This window comes from Agrobacterium sp. LMR679 (genome assembly GCF_027157905.1).
In the GTDB taxonomy this organism is placed as follows: Bacteria; Pseudomonadota; Alphaproteobacteria; order Rhizobiales; family Rhizobiaceae; genus Agrobacterium; species Agrobacterium leguminum.
In genome coordinates this window covers 549,421-565,254 of the sequence record NZ_JAPVOJ010000002.1, presented here as the reverse complement: position 1 = coordinate 565,254, position 15,834 = coordinate 549,421, and the positions used below count along the sequence as shown (strand labels likewise).

General features: G+C 60.9%; 13 protein-coding genes. 6 read left to right on the top strand and 7 right to left on the bottom strand.

Annotated features, from left to right (window positions below):
• The first annotated feature begins 72 nt into the window (after window positions 1–72).
• The gene (gene araD1, locus O3W47_RS13555) at window positions 73–1,068 is read left to right on the top strand and encodes a 2-keto-3-deoxy-L-arabinonate dehydratase AraD1 (protein ID WP_162724066.1); all 996 of its coding nucleotides are present in this window, start codon (window positions 73–75) and stop codon (window positions 1,066–1,068) included.
• A gap of 201 nt (window positions 1,069–1,269) precedes the next feature.
• Here araD1 and O3W47_RS13550 read toward each other — a convergent pair whose 3' ends face one another.
• From O3W47_RS13550 to O3W47_RS13525, 6 genes are all read right to left on the bottom strand, one after another.
• Window positions 1,270–1,680 carry a VOC family protein gene (locus O3W47_RS13550; protein ID WP_080816042.1) on the bottom strand — a complete coding sequence of 137 codons (411 nt, stop codon included), beginning with the start codon at window positions 1,678–1,680 and terminating at the stop codon, window positions 1,270–1,272.
• A gap of 50 nt (window positions 1,681–1,730) precedes the next feature.
• A complete protein-coding gene (locus tag O3W47_RS13545; RefSeq protein ID WP_269313952.1) occupies window positions 1,731–2,195 on the bottom strand; it encodes a GNAT family N-acetyltransferase in 465 nt (154 codons plus the stop codon).
• 117 nt (window positions 2,196–2,312) lie between these two features.
• Window positions 2,313–2,909: a class I SAM-dependent methyltransferase gene (locus tag O3W47_RS13540; protein WP_262533647.1), complete on the bottom strand. Its 597-nt coding sequence runs from the start codon at window positions 2,907–2,909 to the stop codon at window positions 2,313–2,315.
• A 4-nt stretch (window positions 2,910–2,913) separates the two neighbouring features.
• On the bottom strand, window positions 2,914–3,735 hold the full coding sequence (locus O3W47_RS13535) for a transglutaminase family protein (protein WP_003520534.1): 822 nt from the start codon (window positions 3,733–3,735) through the stop codon (window positions 2,914–2,916).
• 21 nt (window positions 3,736–3,756) lie between these two features.
• On the bottom strand, window positions 3,757–4,698 hold the full coding sequence (locus O3W47_RS13530) for an alpha-E domain-containing protein (RefSeq protein ID WP_137003902.1): 942 nt from the start codon (window positions 4,696–4,698) through the stop codon (window positions 3,757–3,759).
• Window positions 4,699–4,701: 3 nt separating this feature from the next.
• The gene (locus O3W47_RS13525) at window positions 4,702–6,111 is read right to left on the bottom strand and encodes a circularly permuted type 2 ATP-grasp protein (protein ID WP_162936596.1); all 1,410 of its coding nucleotides are present in this window, start codon (window positions 6,109–6,111) and stop codon (window positions 4,702–4,704) included.
• Window positions 6,112–6,554: 443 nt separating this feature from the next.
• Here O3W47_RS13525 and O3W47_RS13520 point away from each other — a divergent pair, with 443 nt between their 5' ends.
• The 4 genes from O3W47_RS13520 to O3W47_RS13505 all read left to right on the top strand — a co-directional run bounded on the left by O3W47_RS13520 (window position 6,555) and on the right by O3W47_RS13505 (window position 9,949).
• Window positions 6,555–7,451 (top strand): DMT family transporter, encoded by an 897-nt coding sequence (locus tag O3W47_RS13520; RefSeq protein ID WP_080816050.1) that lies wholly within the window; start codon window positions 6,555–6,557, stop codon window positions 7,449–7,451.
• A gap of 180 nt (window positions 7,452–7,631) precedes the next feature.
• Entirely contained in the window at window positions 7,632–8,249 is a 618-nt protein-coding gene (locus tag O3W47_RS13515) for a L,D-transpeptidase (RefSeq protein ID WP_003520529.1), read from the top strand.
• 241 nt (window positions 8,250–8,490) lie between these two features.
• Entirely contained in the window at window positions 8,491–8,880 is a 390-nt protein-coding gene (locus tag O3W47_RS13510) for a DoxX family protein (RefSeq protein WP_269313951.1), read from the top strand.
• A 160-nt stretch (window positions 8,881–9,040) separates the two neighbouring features.
• Window positions 9,041–9,949 carry a DMT family transporter gene (locus tag O3W47_RS13505; protein WP_269313950.1) on the top strand — a complete coding sequence of 303 codons (909 nt, stop codon included), beginning with the start codon at window positions 9,041–9,043 and terminating at the stop codon, window positions 9,947–9,949.
• A gap of 228 nt (window positions 9,950–10,177) precedes the next feature.
• Here the strand turns inward: O3W47_RS13505 and O3W47_RS13500 are convergent, their stop codons facing one another.
• A complete protein-coding gene (locus O3W47_RS13500; RefSeq protein WP_080816057.1) occupies window positions 10,178–11,650 on the bottom strand; it encodes a DEAD/DEAH box helicase in 1,473 nt (490 codons plus the stop codon).
• A gap of 505 nt (window positions 11,651–12,155) precedes the next feature.
• Here O3W47_RS13500 and O3W47_RS13495 point away from each other — a divergent pair.
• Complete coding sequence (locus O3W47_RS13495) at window positions 12,156–15,827, top strand: response regulator (protein ID WP_269313949.1); 3,672 nt, start codon at window positions 12,156–12,158, stop codon at window positions 15,825–15,827.
• Window positions 15,828–15,834 lie beyond the last annotated feature (7 nt).

Below are 15,834 nucleotides of genomic sequence, written 5' to 3'. Positions count from 1 at the left end.
CTTTCATAAGGTGCAGGCGTTATGCGCCGCTTAGAAGAGACAAGGCGCGTTGCGCCGGAGGAAGGAAATCCCGTGCTTATTTCACAGATCAAGGATGCCAGTGGCAAGATCACCGTAGCCGTTCGCGAAGAAGGCGGGCAGGCGCAGGCCGTCAAGGGTGCCGAGTCGGTCTACGCGCTCGCCATGGAAGCCGCCAATGGCGGCAAGAGCCTTGCCGATGTCATTTCCGCCCATGGTCTCGGCGATGCCGTCGATCTCGAAAAGGCCTATGCCGAAGGCCGTTTCCTGCCGCCGATCACCCATCCCGATCCGGCGCATCTGCATCTGACCGGCACGGGCCTTACCCATCTGGGTTCGGCCGCAACCCGCGACAGCATGCACAAGAAGACCACGGAAGCGGCGGAAGAAAGCCTGACGGACTCCATGAAGATGTTCCGCATGGGTCTCGAAAACGGCAAGCCCAAGGCCGGTGAAAAGGGCGTTCAGCCCGAATGGTTCTACAAGGGCAACGGCCATGTGGCGGCGGCACCGGGTGCTGCTCTCACCTCTCCCTCCTTCGCGCTCGATGGCGGCGAAGAGCCGGAAATGGCCGGCATCTACGTGATCTCCGACAAGGGTGAGGCGGTGCGGATCGGCTTTGCCGTCTCCAACGAGTTTTCCGATCACGTCACCGAGCGGATCAACTATCTCTATCTCGCCCATTCCAAGCTGCGCCCGGCAAGCTTCGGTCCGGAAATCCGCGTCGGCGCCCCGCCGTCCGATATTCGCGGCACCTCGCGCATCCGTCGTGGCGACAAGGTCATCTTCGAAAAGCCGTTCGTTTCGGGTGAGGACAACATGTCCCACACCTTTGCGAACCTCGAATATCACCACTTCAAATACGGCCTGTTCCGCGCACCCGGCGACGTGCATGTGCACATGTTCGGCACCGCGACGCTCTCCTTCGCAGAAGGCATCAAGCCGGAAGCGGGCGACGTCTTCGAGATCGAAGCCGCCGGCTTCGGCCTGCCGCTGAAGAACCCGCTGGCCGTGGATGCGGAAGAAGAAATCACCGTTCGCCAGATCTGATCTGCGGACTGCGCGTAAAAAATGGTCGGGGGTGGGTCATCCCTCCCTCGACGTCATCCTCGGGTTTGTCCCGAGGATCTGCGACCGATTGATTTTACGCGACGTGGATAGATCCTCGGGACAAGCCCGAGGATGACGCCAGATGATAGCTCTTTCATCCCATTGCCCCTCTGTGCGTCAGGCAGCTTTCAGGCGCTCGCCTTACTCAATCCCCCACAGTTTGCCTTCCCCAACCTCCACCGAATTACCCGCTGGATCGCGGATATAGACGGAATAGCTGTCATTCGGCCAGCGGTGATAATGTTCGATGGGAATTCCGAGCGCTTCGAAGTGGGCCTTCCAGCCGTCCACCTCCGACTTGTCCCTGGCGTAAAAGCAGAAATGGCCTTGCCCCACCGCGCCGTGACGGGGGATCGGATTGTCGGGGTCGGCCCGGCGGGATTGCTCGGGGTCGAAGATCAGCAGCATCTGCTGCCCGCATCGGAAGAAGATGAATTGCCCCGGCAGCCTGCGCACCACTTCCAGCCCGAAGACATCCCGGTAAAAGGCTTCGGCGGCGTCGAGATCGTCGGCGTAGAGCGCGGTTTCCATAATGGCGGCTGGCGGTCGCATGTTTCCTCCCGGTGTTTCAGGGGTTTCCGGCGGCGGATCGCGGCGGAAACCTATTTGCCTGTTGTGTAGGTCAGCACCGTCAGGTCGTGTTTGCCGACGCCACGTTCCAGAACGGCCCAGCCGCAGTTGACATAATAGGCTTCGAGACCCCGCTGGCAGCAGAGATAGCTGGTCTCGTGGCCAAGTTCGGCCGCCCTTTGCGTCGCGGCCTGCATCAAGGCTCGCGCCACGCCCGAGCGCCGGTACTCTTCTTCAACCCACAGGGCCGCGACCCAGGGCAGATATTGCGGCCGTTCTTCCAGATCGCAATGGATGAGGAAGGCGGAGCCGACATAAGCGCCGCCGTCATGGGCGACGAAGCCGGTGGGCAGCGTATGGGGGTTGGTCATGTCCTTCAGGTGCTCGGCGACGTCGCCCACCTGAAGGCCGCTATCCTGCCACCATGCCGTCCAGACCCGTTGGGCGATGACGGGGCCATGCGACTGGCAGTCGCGATAGTCGGAAATGCTGTACAAAGCCGTCTCCCGGCCGGCTTTTCTCCCGCAGGCTGAAGCCGGATCATGCTTTCAAATCGATGCGGGGATTAAACCGGGTGGGACGGGGTTTCGCAACCGCCAAGTTGTCGCGCCGGATCAGGGTTTCGTTGCCGTCACATGCAGCCATGCGGTCGGGAGCTGGTCGTAACCGCTGCCCTGCCGCGCCTCGATCTCCACCGCCGCCCAGTCAAACTGTCCGTAAACGTCTTCCAGCCAAGGCTTCGAAGGGTAATTATAATAACGGCCGAACATGTCGCGGCCTTCCGCTTCTCCCGCCTTGAAGCTGGCATAAAAAACGCCGCCCCGCTTCAGCGCGGTGTGGATGCGGCCGATAATACCTGGCAGGGCAGGGCGGGGCACATGCAGCAGGCAGGCATTGGCCCAGACGCCGTCATATCGCGCACTCTCATCGATATTCTCGAACAGCAATGTCCGGACGGGAATGCCGAGCCGGGCTTGCGCCGCTTTGGCGATTTCAGGCGTTCCGTCGGTGGGGTGGACATCGTAACCGGCGGCCAGCATGAATTCGCTGTCCTGCCCGCCGCCGCAACCCAGTTCGAGAATGCTTGCACCCTCTTGCAGCCGCGCCAGGAATGTTTCCAGATGCGGGCGATCCGCCGCCTGTCCACGCGAGGTGTAGGCCGCGGCGTTACCCGTATAAAAGCCGATTGTGTCGTCGTCCCTGCCGGTCATCGTCTCAACTCTGCGACTGGCTCTGGCCCTGCGATTGCTGCACGGTGACCGACACATTCAGCGTCTCGCCCGCCGGGCCGATGCGCATGCCCGATATCGGCGCGCAATCGCGGTAGCAGAGGCCCGATGCGATGCGCACATAGCGGTCGTCGGGGCAGATATTGTTGGCGGCGTCGAAGCCCACCCAGCCGAGCCCCTGAAGATGCACTTCGGCCCAGGCGTGGGTGGCCGTCTGTTCCTCCACTTCTTCCATCATCAGATAACCGGAAACGTAACGGGCCGGCAGGCCCATCAGCCGGGCGGCGGAAATCAGGATATGGGCGTGGTCCTGGCACACACCCTTGCCCGCTTCCAGCGCTGTTTCCGCCGTGGTTTCGATATCGGTCGCGCCCGGCACATACTCCACCTTGCGGTGAATATTTTCCATGAGGTCATGCAGGCGGGCCAGCTCGCTGTCGCCGGCGCTCACCTTCACCAGTTCGCGCACGAGCTTTCCCGGTTTGGTGCGCGGCGTCTCGCGCAGGAAAAGCCACAGCGGCGCATTGCCGATGTGGTAACCGAACACGCCCGCCTTGTCCTCGGTGTTCACGGTGCCGCTCGCCACCACCTTCACCCGCTGCTGCGGGCCTTCCGTTTCCACCAGCGCAACGCGGTTGCCGAAATGGTCGTCATAGGTCACTTCGACGGTGGCGCCATCGACCGAGACATCCCAGTTCTCCACCGTCTGGCCGGGGCCGGTCTGCGGCGTCAGGCGCAGCCGCTGCAACGCATAGGGCATCGGCTCGTCATAGACATATTCCGTCGTATGGGTGATTTTCAGACGCATAAGCTGTCCCCGTCCACGCGCTTATTGATAGAAGCGGTAGCCTTCCGTGATTTCCTGTCCCAGTTGCCCGTTGCGATGGACGAATCTTTCCAGAAACTCGTGCAGACCTTCGTCCATCACCCGGGCGATGGTCGTCGCGCGCAGGCTGTCGCGAATGCTCTCGGCCGTTTCATGCGCCTTGTGCCTCTCGCTGTAATCCTCGGCGATGTAATTGAGGTTGCTGGCGATCTTCTCGTAACAATAGGCAAGCGAACGCGGCATGCGGCCATTGAGGATGAGGAAGTCGGCAATATTGGCCGGCTTGTATTCCGCATCGTAGACCCAGCCATAGGAGCGGTGCGCCGAGACCGAACGCAGGATGGATTCCCACTGCGCATTGTCGAGCGACGATCCCACATGCGCGACCGCCGGCAGCAGCACGTAATATTTGACGTCGAGAATGCGGGCGGTGTTGTCGGCCCGTTCGATGAAAGTGCCGATGCGGGAGAAATTATAGAGATCGTTGCGCAGCATCGAGCCGTGGAAAGCGCCGCGCACCAGGCCGGCGCGGTGTTTGATGCCATCGATGATTTGCGGCATGTCCGCCGCCTTTATCCTGCGGTCGAGACTGGTCTTCAGCTCAATCCAGAATTCGTTGGTCGCTTCCCACGTCTCGCGCGTCAGCGCGGTGCGCACCATGCGGGCATTGTTGCGGCCCGCCTCGATGCAGGAGAGGACGCTCGACGGGTTGGCCTTGTCGCGCAGGAGATAATCGATCGCATCCGCCGTCGTTACCTTGTCGTGCGTTTCGAGGAACGCCTCGTGGACGCCAGCACTCTGCAACACGCCGTCCCAGTCTTCATCGCCGCTGCCCGAGCGCGTCAGTGAAACGCGCAGACCCGCATCGATCAGCCGGGCGATGTTTTCAGCGCGCTCGATGTACCGGAACATCCAGTAGAGCCCGTTTGCCGTTCTGCCCAGCATGGCTTAATCCTCCAGTACCCAGGTGTCCTTGGTGCCGCCGCCCTGGCTGGAATTGACCACCAGCGAGCCCTGCTTGAGCGCGACGCGGGTCAGGCCGCCGGGAATGATCTTCACCTTGTCCGACACCAGCACGTAAGGGCGCAGATCGACATGGCGCGGCGCAATGCCGTTCTTGACCATGATCGGCACGGTGGAAAGCGACAGCGTCGGCTGCGCGATATAGTTGGAGGGGCGGGCTTTGAGCTTTTCGGCAAAGAGCGCCCGTTCCTTTTTCGATGCGGTGGGACCGACCAGCATGCCGTAACCGCCCGAACCGTGGACTTCCTTGACGACGAGGTCAGCGAGGTTGTCGAGCACGTATTTGAGGCTGTCCGGCTCCGAACAGCGCCAGGTCGGCACGTTTTCCAGAAGCGGCTTGCGGCCGGTGTAGAACTCGACGATTTCGGGCATGTAGGAATAGATCGCCTTGTCGTCGGAAATGCCGGTGCCGGGGGCATTGGCGATGGTGATGTTGCCGGCGCGGTAGACATCCATGATGCCGGGCACGCCAAGCGCCGAATCCGGCCGGAAGGTCAACGGGTCGAGGAAGTCGTCATCGACGCGGCGGTAAAGCACGTCGATCGCCTCATAACCGCGGGTGGTGCGCATCTTGACCTTGCCGTCCATGACGCGCAGGTCGGAGCCTTCCACCAGCTCCACGCCCATCATGTCGGCAAGGAAGGAATGTTCGTAATAGGCGGAGTTATAGATGCCGGGCGTCAGCACCGCGACGCGCGGCTTGCCGGAACAGCCGGGCGGTGCGAGCGAGGCGAGCGACTGGCGCAGCAGATAGGGGTAATCCTCCACCCGGCGCACCCGGTTTTCATGGAAGAGTTCCGGGAACATCTGCATCATCGTCTCGCGGTTTTCCAGCATGTAGCTGACACCGGAGGGTGTGCGTGCATTGTCTTCCAGAACATAGAACTGGTCTTCGCCGGTGCGGACGATATCCGTGCCGACAATGTGGGTGTAGACGCCGCCGGGCGGGGTGAAACCGATCATTTCCGGCAGGAAGGCTTCGTTTTTCTCGATGATTTCGCGGGGAATGCGGCCGGCGCGGATGATTTCCTGCTTGTGGTAGATATCGTCGAGGAAAGCATTGAGGGCGAGGACGCGCTGTTCGATGCCCTGGGCCAGTTTGCGCCACTCGCGTCCTGAGATGATGCGCGGGATGATATCGAAGGGGATCAGTTTTTCTGAACTGTCGGCATGGCCGTAGACTGCGAAAGTAATACCGGTTTTTCGAAAGATGTTTTCCGCGTCTTTTGATTTCTGGATCAGGTGCGCCCTGTCCTGTCGGCTGTACCACTCGTTATAGTTTTCATATGGGCTTCGCGGCGTGTCGTCCGCATTTATCATTTCGTCAAATGCCAACTTCGATGTCCCCTTTTTTGCCATATGAATACAACGCCAAATGCAATGCAAGAACTATGCGGAGCTCCCTGCGAAGATTTTTCACCGCTCTAGAGTTTTAAAAAAGAAGCGTTTTTTCGGTTTCAGCCTATAAATGCGGCATTGGCAAATTGGTTGCGCGGGGATGAGGCGCGTATCGGGGTGACGGTGCTGTGTGCGCCGTGGGCGAATGCATAAATTTTAGTCGGTCGCTTTCGGTTGATGAATATCGGGCGTCGCATCAGAAAATCTGAAAGATGCGATCACGAAAACACCTTTGACCTTTCGCCGGGATGCGGATACCGCCTTGCTGAATACCCGGTTCGATCCTTCGCCGGTTTGCGTGAAGCCGCAGAAATATCAATTCGCCGCCTTTCCCGCGCCGTGTCCGGTTACGGGGTTCGTGCGGCACAGGGGATGTTCCCATGTCGCTCGACCGTCTGGCTCCGGCCATCTTCGTCTTTCTCTGGTCGACCGGCTGGGTCACCGCCAAATATGCGGTCTATTATACCGGACCGCTGACCTTTCTCTGTCTGCGCTATCTGCTGGCGGGGGCGCTGCTGTGGGCGATCTGCCGCTTTTCCTCCATCCAGTGGCCTGAGCGGCGTGTCGATCTCTTCCGGGCGATCCTGTCCGGCGTCTTCCTGCACGGTCTTTATCTCGGCATGATCTGGTGGGCGATAGGGCAGGGCGTGCCGGCGGCGATCGGCGGCATCATCGCCGGTCTGCAGCCGCTGATGACGGCGGTGGCCGCCCGCTACATGATCGGCGAAAGGATCTCGCCCTTGCAGCGCGCCGGCCTGCTCATCGGCTTTGCTGGCATCGCCATTGCCGTGCTGCCGAAGGTCATGGCCACCGGTGCTGTCGGCCTGTCGGTGCCGCTCTACGCCGTGGCGGTGAATGTGCTGGGCATGACTTCGGTTACCTATGGTACGCTCTACCAGAAGAAATACGTCCATGGCGGAAACATCATGGCGGTGGCCACGCTGCAATATGTCGGTGCGCTGCTGGTCACCGTGCCCTTCGCGCTTCTGCTGGAGGATGGGCATGTGGACTGGAGCCTCGGCCTTGCCGCCACGCTCGCCTGGTCGGTGGGTGCGATCTCCATCGGCGCCGTGGCGTTGCTTCTTTATCTGATACGCCGCGGGCAGGTCTCGCGGGCCGCCTCGCTCATCTATCTGGTGCCGCCGCTTGCGGCCGTGGAAGCAGCACTGCTTTTCGGGGAAACGCTGACACCCGCCATGATTGCCGGCACCGTTCTGGCGGTGACAGGGGTTTATCTCGCCAATCGCAGACCTGCCGCAGCTGTTGTCGCACGTTAGAGCATTTTCGCTTTTCTTCGAGTAGCGAAAGCGCTCTAACTCTTTGTTTTGCCGCATTTCCGGACGGAAAATCGGGCTCCACTTTTCCTGGAAATGCTCTAATTACCACAACCTCATATTAGGGGTTTGTTAACCATAAAATTATACCTCTCGTTAATCACATGATTTGGCGGGGGTTACATGTCTATTTCACGTCGTGGTGTTCTGTTCGGATTGCCGCTGTTTCTGGCCGGCTGCGCGAATACCGGCATCGGCCAGCAGAGGCTGAATTATGCGGCAAAGCCGGAGGAGAAATTCCCGCTTCCCGCCATGCATCTCGACAAGGTCAAGCCGGAACTTCGCCGGCAGGAAGTCACCTACGATACCAGGCACCCGGCCGGAACGGTTGTGGTGGATACGCCGGCGCGGCGGCTTTATTACGTTATGGGCGATGGTCGCGCCATGCGTTACGGCGTCGGTGTCGGCCGGCAGGGTCTTGCGCTGAAGGGCGATGCCTATATTGGCCGCAAGGCGGAATGGCCGTCCTGGACACCGACCGCGAATATGATGCGCCGCGATCCGCGCAATCTGAAGTTTGCCGGCGGTATGGCGGGCGGCCCGAACAATCCGCTCGGCGCACGCGCGCTCTATCTCTATCGCGGCGGCAACGACACCATGTTCCGTCTGCACGGCACCAACCAGCCGCAATCCATCGGCCACGCCATGTCGAGCGGCTGCATCCGCATGCTGAACCACGACATCATCGATCTTTACAGCCGCGTGCCGGTCGGTTCGAAGGTCGTCGTCTTGCAGGCGTGAGGAAGAGGCGGATTTTTCCGCCTTTGCCACGCCAGAAAATGCCTGTATCCTTGAGTTGATTTTTTCGGCAGACGGTCAATTTTATGCTTGAAAATCAACCATGTGTAGAATGCCTCCCTTTCTGTATTTAAGGGAGTTCTGCTATATCGGAAACGTGATTTCCGGTGTTCGAGACGTGTATCCATAAAGGGTTAAATGCACTGTATCGAGCGCGGCACCACTTCAACGGGGACACATGAACATGGCAACTTTCGAATCTCTCTCCCGCTATCGCCCGCAGGCACTCGGGGCGCTGCGCATCATGACGGCGCTGCTTTTCGTGGCGCATGGAACGCAGAAACTGTTCGGTTTTCCGGCATCGCAGATGGAAGGCTCGCTGCCGACCCTGATGCTTGTCGCCGCACTGCTGGAATTCGTCGGCGGCATTCTCGTGCTGATCGGCCTGTTCACACGACCCGTCGCCTTCATCCTGTCCGGCCAGATGGCGGTCGCCTATTTCATGGCGCATGCGCCGAGCAATTTCTTCCCGGCCCTGAACGGTGGCGACGCCGCCATCCTGTTCTGCTTCATCTTCCTCTATCTGTTCGTTGCCGGTCCGGGCGCCTTCTCGGTGGATGAGCGCCGGGCCTGATTGCCCGATCCGTCATCGATCTCTTTTACCGAAGCTCCGCATGGTGACGCCGTGCGGAGCTTTTTTGAAAGAGGATTGAAACTTCGGCCGTGGCCGAAGCATAGATGCTTGTTTTCGGGTTAAGAACGGGTCATCCTGAACGCAGTTGGAAAATCGACCCGTGACCTCCCAGAACCCCATCGCCCGCGAATTGCTGCTTCTCGCCCTGTTGTCCACGCTGTGGGCCGCATCCTATACCTTCATCAAGATCGGGGTGGAGACGATACCGCCGATCACCTTCATCGCATCGAGAACCCTGATCGCCGGTCTATTGCTCTTTGCGGTGATCCGGCTGCGCGGGCTGCGCCTGCCCACGGATCTGGCGACGTGGCGGCTGTTCTTCATTCAGGCCTGCATCAACAGCGTTCTGCCCTTCACATTGATCGCCTGGGCGGAACAAAGCATCGATGCCGGTCTTGCCGTCATTCTTAATGCAACGACGCCGATCTTCACCTTTCTTCTCACCGCACTCGTTATCCGGCACGAGCCGGTCAGCGGGCGCAAGCTGTTCGGCACCATTGCCGGCATGACGGGCGTGTGCCTCATCATCGGTGTCGAAGCGCTGAGCGGCGCGGGCGAGGCGATATGGAGCCAGCTCGCCGTGCTGACGGCGGCTTTTTCCTATGCCTGTGCGGCCATTTTCAGTAAAAATTTCAAAGGGCTCGATCCTATCATGCCGGCCGCCGGCTCGCTTATCTGCGGCGCTGTTTTCCTGTTGCCCGTGAGCCTGATCGTCGACCGGCCCTGGACGCTGTCGCCTTCGGCGGCGTCACTGACGGCGCTCCTGTGCCTCAGCGTCTTTTCGACCGCGCTCGCCTTCATGATCTATTTCCGGCTGATGCAGACGCTGGGCTCCGTCGGCACCACGTCGCAGGCCTATCTCAGGGTGCCGGTCGGCGTCGCCATCGGCATGGCGTTTCTGGGGGAAATGCCGACACCTGCCATGTGGGTGGGGCTCGTCTGCGTCATTGCCGGTGTGCTGGCCATGACCCTGCCGTCACGGCGTCGTCCGGTCGCGCAGGGTAGTTGAAGGGAAAGAAAAGCCCCGCTGGCCGGATGTGGCTGCAGGGCTTGATTGGCGAGTGCTCGCCACTTGTTTCTTCTCCCCGAGGGGGAGAAGTCCGCGGCAGCGGGATGAGGGGCGCCCTCGCCGGATCATGGAGACCTTACCCCTCATCCGACCCTTCGGGCCACCTTCTCCCCGGCGGGGAGAAGAAACGCCCGGCAATGCCGGGCGTCCTTAATCCACTAGAGCAACTTAGCGGTTACGGCCACGATGGCCGTTGCCGGAGGCGCGTTTTTCCTGGCCGTTGCCGCCGGCAGGGGCGTGGCGGTTGGCGCCGCTGCCGCCGGGCTTGCGGGCCGGGCGGCGGTGCTTGCGCGGGCCGGCCGGGCGGCCTGCTTCGCCTTCAGCCTGCTTGACGCGCTTGAAGTCGGAGGTGACTTCCAGATCGTTGTCCGCGTCGCGCGGAGCATGGTGGCGCGAGGGGCGGGATTCGCCATTGTGACGGCCGCCTTCGCGGGGACCACGCTGATGGCCGCCATTATTGTTGCGGCCGCCGCGGTTGTTGTTGGGGCGCGTCGGGCTGGCAAGACCTGCCGGACGTTCGCCGGAGGCGACCGGAATATCGATCTTCATCAGCTTTTCGATGTCGTGCAGCAGGCGGGTTTCGTCAGGGGCGCAAAACGCAATGGCGATACCGTCGCGGCCGGCGCGTGCGGTACGGCCGATGCGGTGGACATAGGCGTCGGGCACTTCCGGCAGATCATAGTTGAAGACGTGGGTGACGGCTGGAATGTCGATGCCGCGGGCAGCGACGTCCGTTGCCACCAGCACCTTGATCTCGCCATCCTTGAAGCCCTTGAGAGCGCGCTCGCGCTGGCCCTGGCTCTTGTTGCCGTGGATGGAGGCGACCTTGAAGCCGATATGTTCGAGATGCTTGTAGAGTTTCTCCGCACCATGCTTGGTGCGCAGGAACACGATGGCGCGGCCATCCGGGTTTTCGTTGAGCGACTTCTTCAGAAGTTCGGTCTTGTCGTTCTTGCCGGCGACGAAGTGAACATATTGCTCCACCTTGTCGGCTGCCTTGCCGGGCGGGGTCACTTCCACCTTGAGCGGATCGGTCAGGTAGCTGTGGGCGAGATCGGCGATCGCCTTCGGCATGGTGGCCGAGAAGAGCAGCGTCTGGCGCTTGGCCGGCACCATCTTCGAAATCTTGCGCAGATCGTGGATGAAGCCGAGATCGAGCATCTGGTCCGCTTCATCGAGCACCAGATAGGTGACCTTGGAGAGCGAGATGGCGTTGCGGGCGATGAGGTCCAGCAGGCGGCCGGGGGTCGCCACCAGAATGTCCGTGCCCTTTTCCAGCTGAAGCTGCTGCTTGTTGATCGATGCGCCGCCAACCACCTGGTTGATGCGCAGCGGCGTCTTCTTCACGAAGGAGCGCAGGTTTTCGCCGATCTGGTTCACCAGCTCGCGCGTGGGGGCGAGGATGAGGGTGCGGCAGGTGCGGTTTGCCGGGCGGTCCGCCTGCTTCATCAGCATTTCGATGATCGGCAGGCCGAAAGCGGCGGTCTTGCCGGTGCCGGTCTGTGCGAGGCCGATCAGGTCACGGCCTTCGAGCAGCAGCGGAATGGCCTTTGCCTGAATGGGAGTAGGGGTCGTATAGCCAAGCTGGGTAACGCTGGCCACGATCTTTTCGGAGAGGCCGAGTTCGCTAAAACTGGTCAATATAATGCCTTTCGGGGCGCCAAAAACCAATCGTCCGGAACAGGGCTGCTGTCCGGCGGTTTCGGCGTCAAGAACCCCGCGTGAATTGGGAACTTGTGGGTTGGAATAACTTTCTGCGCATCAGTGCGGCACATGCCGTCTTCTGTATTCTTTGCGCTTTTCCTTCATGCGGGCCAGATTCCTTTTTAAGGACGTCTTTCCGGTCATACGCTGCAGCTCACGCGGCTGCCGAAGGTGAAAGCTTGAGGGCCATGTGGGCGTTTTGCGCGTCAAAGTCAAGCGATAGTTTTGTAACGCCGCCGCTGAAGGCTGCATGGCAGCCATGCGTACCGGTAGCCGGCGATTGCCGGGACGGCACGGGCGCACGCGAAGAATTATGGTTAAAAAAGGGTAACGGCGCCGTCGGATACATAGCAAAGATCGATTTTCTCACATAACGTTTTTTGCGACGGCGTCCGGAAATATTTGATTCGACAGGAATGGACTGCAAGGTGTGGAGTATCGATTGACCGAAAGCTGCGGGTTGCTCGAAAAGGCTTGCAGGGCCGTGGCCGCCCTGGACCTGCCCGCGTGCATCAAGGACAGCGAACTTCGCTATATCGCGGTCAATTCCGCCTATGCCCGGGTCATGGGGCGTCCGCCCGGGGCATTCAAGGGACACACCAGCCTTTCCCTTTCCGCCGATATACGCGATGCCGAGCGCGAGGACAGGGAGCGCCGCTCGCTGGTTTTCGCCACGGATGAGATGATTGCCTGCCATGGTGGGGGCGCGTCCAAGCCATACACGCTTCGCTGCGAACGTTTCACCGGTGACGACGGCAATCTGTTCCTGTTCGAAGCGTTCGAGGACATGCCGTCCGCCACCGTGGAGGTTTTTCCGCAAGCCGATAGCGCTTCGGACCTGCTGTTCGGCAGCGGCGTGATCGATCTCGTCGATGCGGGTATCGTGATTTATGACCGCGAAAACCGGCTGGTCTACTGCAATACCCGCTTCAGGGAATTCTACGGCGCGCTTGGCGTCGACCTGAAGGCCGGCGTCCCGCTCGAGACGTTGATGACGGCGATTTATTTTTCGAGCGGCTATCGCGATGCGAAGGACGGCGATCCGGCGTTCGAAGGGTGGATGCAGGAGCAGCTACGGGATTTTTCACTGCCCTATCTCGAAAGGGTGGAGCAGTTTGCCGATGGCCGCTGGGTGCGCATGGTCAACAAGCGGCTGGAAAACGGCATGCTGGTGGGGCTGCGGGTGGATGTCACCGAGTTCAAGGCGCATGAGACGCTTCTGAGCACGCAGATCCGCGAGACCTGGCTTCTGCGCGCCGCGCTTGAGCAATTGCCGGTCGGCGTGTTCCTGAGGGATCAGGACAGGCGGCTGACCTTTGCCAATGCGGCCTATGAGAAATTTCTGGGCGGCAGCCTCGCCGATCATATCGGCAAGACCGAATGCGAGATGTTTCCGGAGGAAGGCCCGCAGTTCCAGCGGGAAAACGAGCATATTCTGCGAACCGGGGAAGCCATTGAAAAGACCGGAAGCGTTCCGCTTGCGGATGGCGGCGCCATTCCCGTCATCACAAGGCTCGGCCGGGTCGCGACGCCGGACGACGAATACTATCTGGTGGGCTCGGTCACCGATGCCAGCCTGCTGCAGGACCGGGAAAAGGCGCTGATCGCTGCGCAGGCCGAGGCTGAGACGCTGCACCGCCAGCTCGAAGCGGTTCTCCATGCCCTGCCGGTGGGCGTGCTGCTGCTCAGCGCCGATCTCGTCATCGAATATGTCAATCCGTTCTTTTATGAGGTCTGGGGCGAGATCGGCGGCGAGAAGTCGCTTGTCGGCAAAACTTATCGCGAATTCATGGAGATGAATTTCGACAGCGGCCTTTATGACTATGGCGACAGGCCTTTCGATGAGGTCTATGGCGAGCGGGTGCAGCGGCTTCTGAAGGAGGAGGTCTTTGCGCCCCGCGAGGTGCGCAGCAAAAGCGGCAAGGTTACGGTCATTTCGAAAACCCGGCTCGAAGGCGGAAAAATCCTCAGCACCTATGCCGACGTCACCGATGTCCGCATGCGCGACGTCGAGATCGGCAAGGCGACGGCCGAACTGGAGCGGGTCGGCGAATATATGCAGGGTGCCACGCGCGCCATGGCGCAGGGGCTGGTGCTGGTCGAGCAGGGCACGATCATCATGTCCAATGAGGCGATGGCGCGCATGTTCGACGTGCCGCCGCATCTTCTGGAAAAGGGCTGCAACTGGTCGGGTTTCTTCGCCCATTGCGCCGGGCGCGGCGATTTCGGCACGGCCGGGGAGGCTGCGGAGACGCTGCGCGCCTGGAGGGAGAATATCGCCGCCAACCGGCCGTTTTCCTGGCTCATCCATGTCGCCGGCAAAAGCTGGCTCAATCTGGAGGCCACCAACAGTTCCGGCAATTACTGGCTCATCATCGTCACCGATGTGACCGAGATGAAGCTGCGTGAAGAGGAATTGCAGCGGCTGCTTTCACGCGCGGAAGCGGCGGATCGGGCTAAATCGGAATTCCTGGCCAATATGAGCCATGAAATCCGCACGCCGATGAACGGCGTTCTCGGCATGGCGGAGCTTCTGGCCAAGTCCAATCTGGATACGCGCCAGAAGACCTTCACCGATATCATCGTCAAATCCGGCAATGCGCTTCTGACGATCATCAACGACATTCTCGATTTCTCGAAGATCGAGGCCGGGCAGATGAGGCTGCGCAGCGTGCCCTTCGATCCGGCGGAGGCGGTCGAGGATGTGGTGTCGCTGCTGTCCTCGGCGGCGCTGGAAAAGGACATAGAGCTGATCGTCCGGATCGATGCTTCCGTCTTCGGCAAGGTCATCGGCGATGCCGGCCGCTTTCGGCAGATCGTCACCAATATCGTTGGAAACGCCGTCAAGTTCACCGAAACGGGGCATGTGCTGGTCGAGCTTTCGGCGCGTTCGGCGGAAGCCTCCGAGGCCATCCTGTCACTGCGCGTCGAAGACAGCGGCATCGGCATTCCGGTCGACAAGCTCGAAACCATCTTCGACAAGTTCAGCCAGGTCGACGGTTCCGCCACGCGCCGGCACGAGGGAACGGGGCTGGGGCTGGCGATCACGGTCGGTCTCGTCGGCCTGTTCGACGGCGCGATCAAGGTCGTCAGCGATGTCGGCAGGGGATCGACCTTCGAGGTCAATATTCCGTTTCAGGTGACCGAGAGACAGCGCGATCTCCCGCTTCTTTCCGTGGCGATCGACGATATTCGCGTGCTCGTCATCGACGATAACGACGTCAATCGCCGCATATTGACGGAGCAGTTGCGCAGTTGGGGCATAGACGGCCACGCGGTGGAAGACGGGCCTTCCGGCATCGCCGTGCTTGCGGAGGCGTCGTCGCTCGGTTTTTCCATCGACGCCATCGTTCTCGATTATCATATGCCTGTCATGAACGGGCTGGATGTGGTGGAACGGATCCGGGCGGATGCGCGCTTTGACGACATTGCCATTGTTTTCCTGACCTCCATGGATGTCGTCGGCGACGAGACGCTGTTCACCGATCTCAATGTGCAGGCGCATCTGATGAAGCCGGCGCGGGCGCGGCTCCTGCGTTCCACCCTGTTCGATGTGGTGCGGGATGTGCGGCTGAAACGCGCCCGGCAAGCGCCGGTCCCGCGTGAAGGTCGCGGTGACGGCGCCGTCCGGCCGGAAAAAGGCTCCGCCGAAAGAAAGCAGCGCGATGCCGCATCGACGGCGGTGCCGGCGCGGCATCGGCCGAGCCTTGTCGATGTGCTGGTGGCCGAGGACAATGACGTCAATCAGATTGTCTTCACCCAGATATTGCAGCAGGCGGGTCTGCGCTTTCTGATCGTCGGTAATGGCAAGAAGGCCGTGCAGGCTTGGCAGGAGAATAATCCCGCCATCATCCTGATGGATGTCTCGATGCCGGTCATGAACGGACATCAGGCGACGCAGGCCATCCGCGCCGCGGAACGGACCGCCGCCGACGGCAGGCATGTGCCGATCATCGGCGTTACCGCCCATACGCAGGAGGCGGATCGGGAACTATGCCTGGAGGCGGGCATGGATGATTATCTGTCGAAGCCCATCAGCCCGGAAACGCTCGAAGACAAGATCGCGCAATGGCTGGGCGACAACATGCCGCGCCGCGACGTGCCGGGCGTGTGAGTTTTCG

Bases quoted from the DNA above. Each gene is read 5' to 3' on its own strand.
- O3W47_RS13540 (WP_262533647.1), bottom strand. From the start codon at position 2,909: ATGACCGGCAGGGACGACGACACAATCGGCTTTTATACGGGTAACGCC.
- O3W47_RS13535 (WP_003520534.1), bottom strand. From the start codon at position 3,735: ATGCGTCTGAAAATCACCCATACGACGGAATATGTCTATGACGAGCCG.
- O3W47_RS13520 (WP_080816050.1), top strand. From the start codon at position 6,555: ATGTCGCTCGACCGTCTGGCTCCGGCCATCTTCGTCTTTCTCTGGTCG.
- O3W47_RS13550 (WP_080816042.1), bottom strand. From the start codon at position 1,680: ATGCGACCGCCAGCCGCCATTATGGAAACCGCGCTCTACGCCGACGAT.
- O3W47_RS13530 (WP_137003902.1), bottom strand. From the start codon at position 4,698: ATGCTGGGCAGAACGGCAAACGGGCTCTACTGGATGTTCCGGTACATC.
- O3W47_RS13515 (WP_003520529.1), top strand. From the start codon at position 7,632: ATGTCTATTTCACGTCGTGGTGTTCTGTTCGGATTGCCGCTGTTTCTG.
- O3W47_RS13510 (WP_269313951.1), top strand. From the start codon at position 8,491: ATGGCAACTTTCGAATCTCTCTCCCGCTATCGCCCGCAGGCACTCGGG.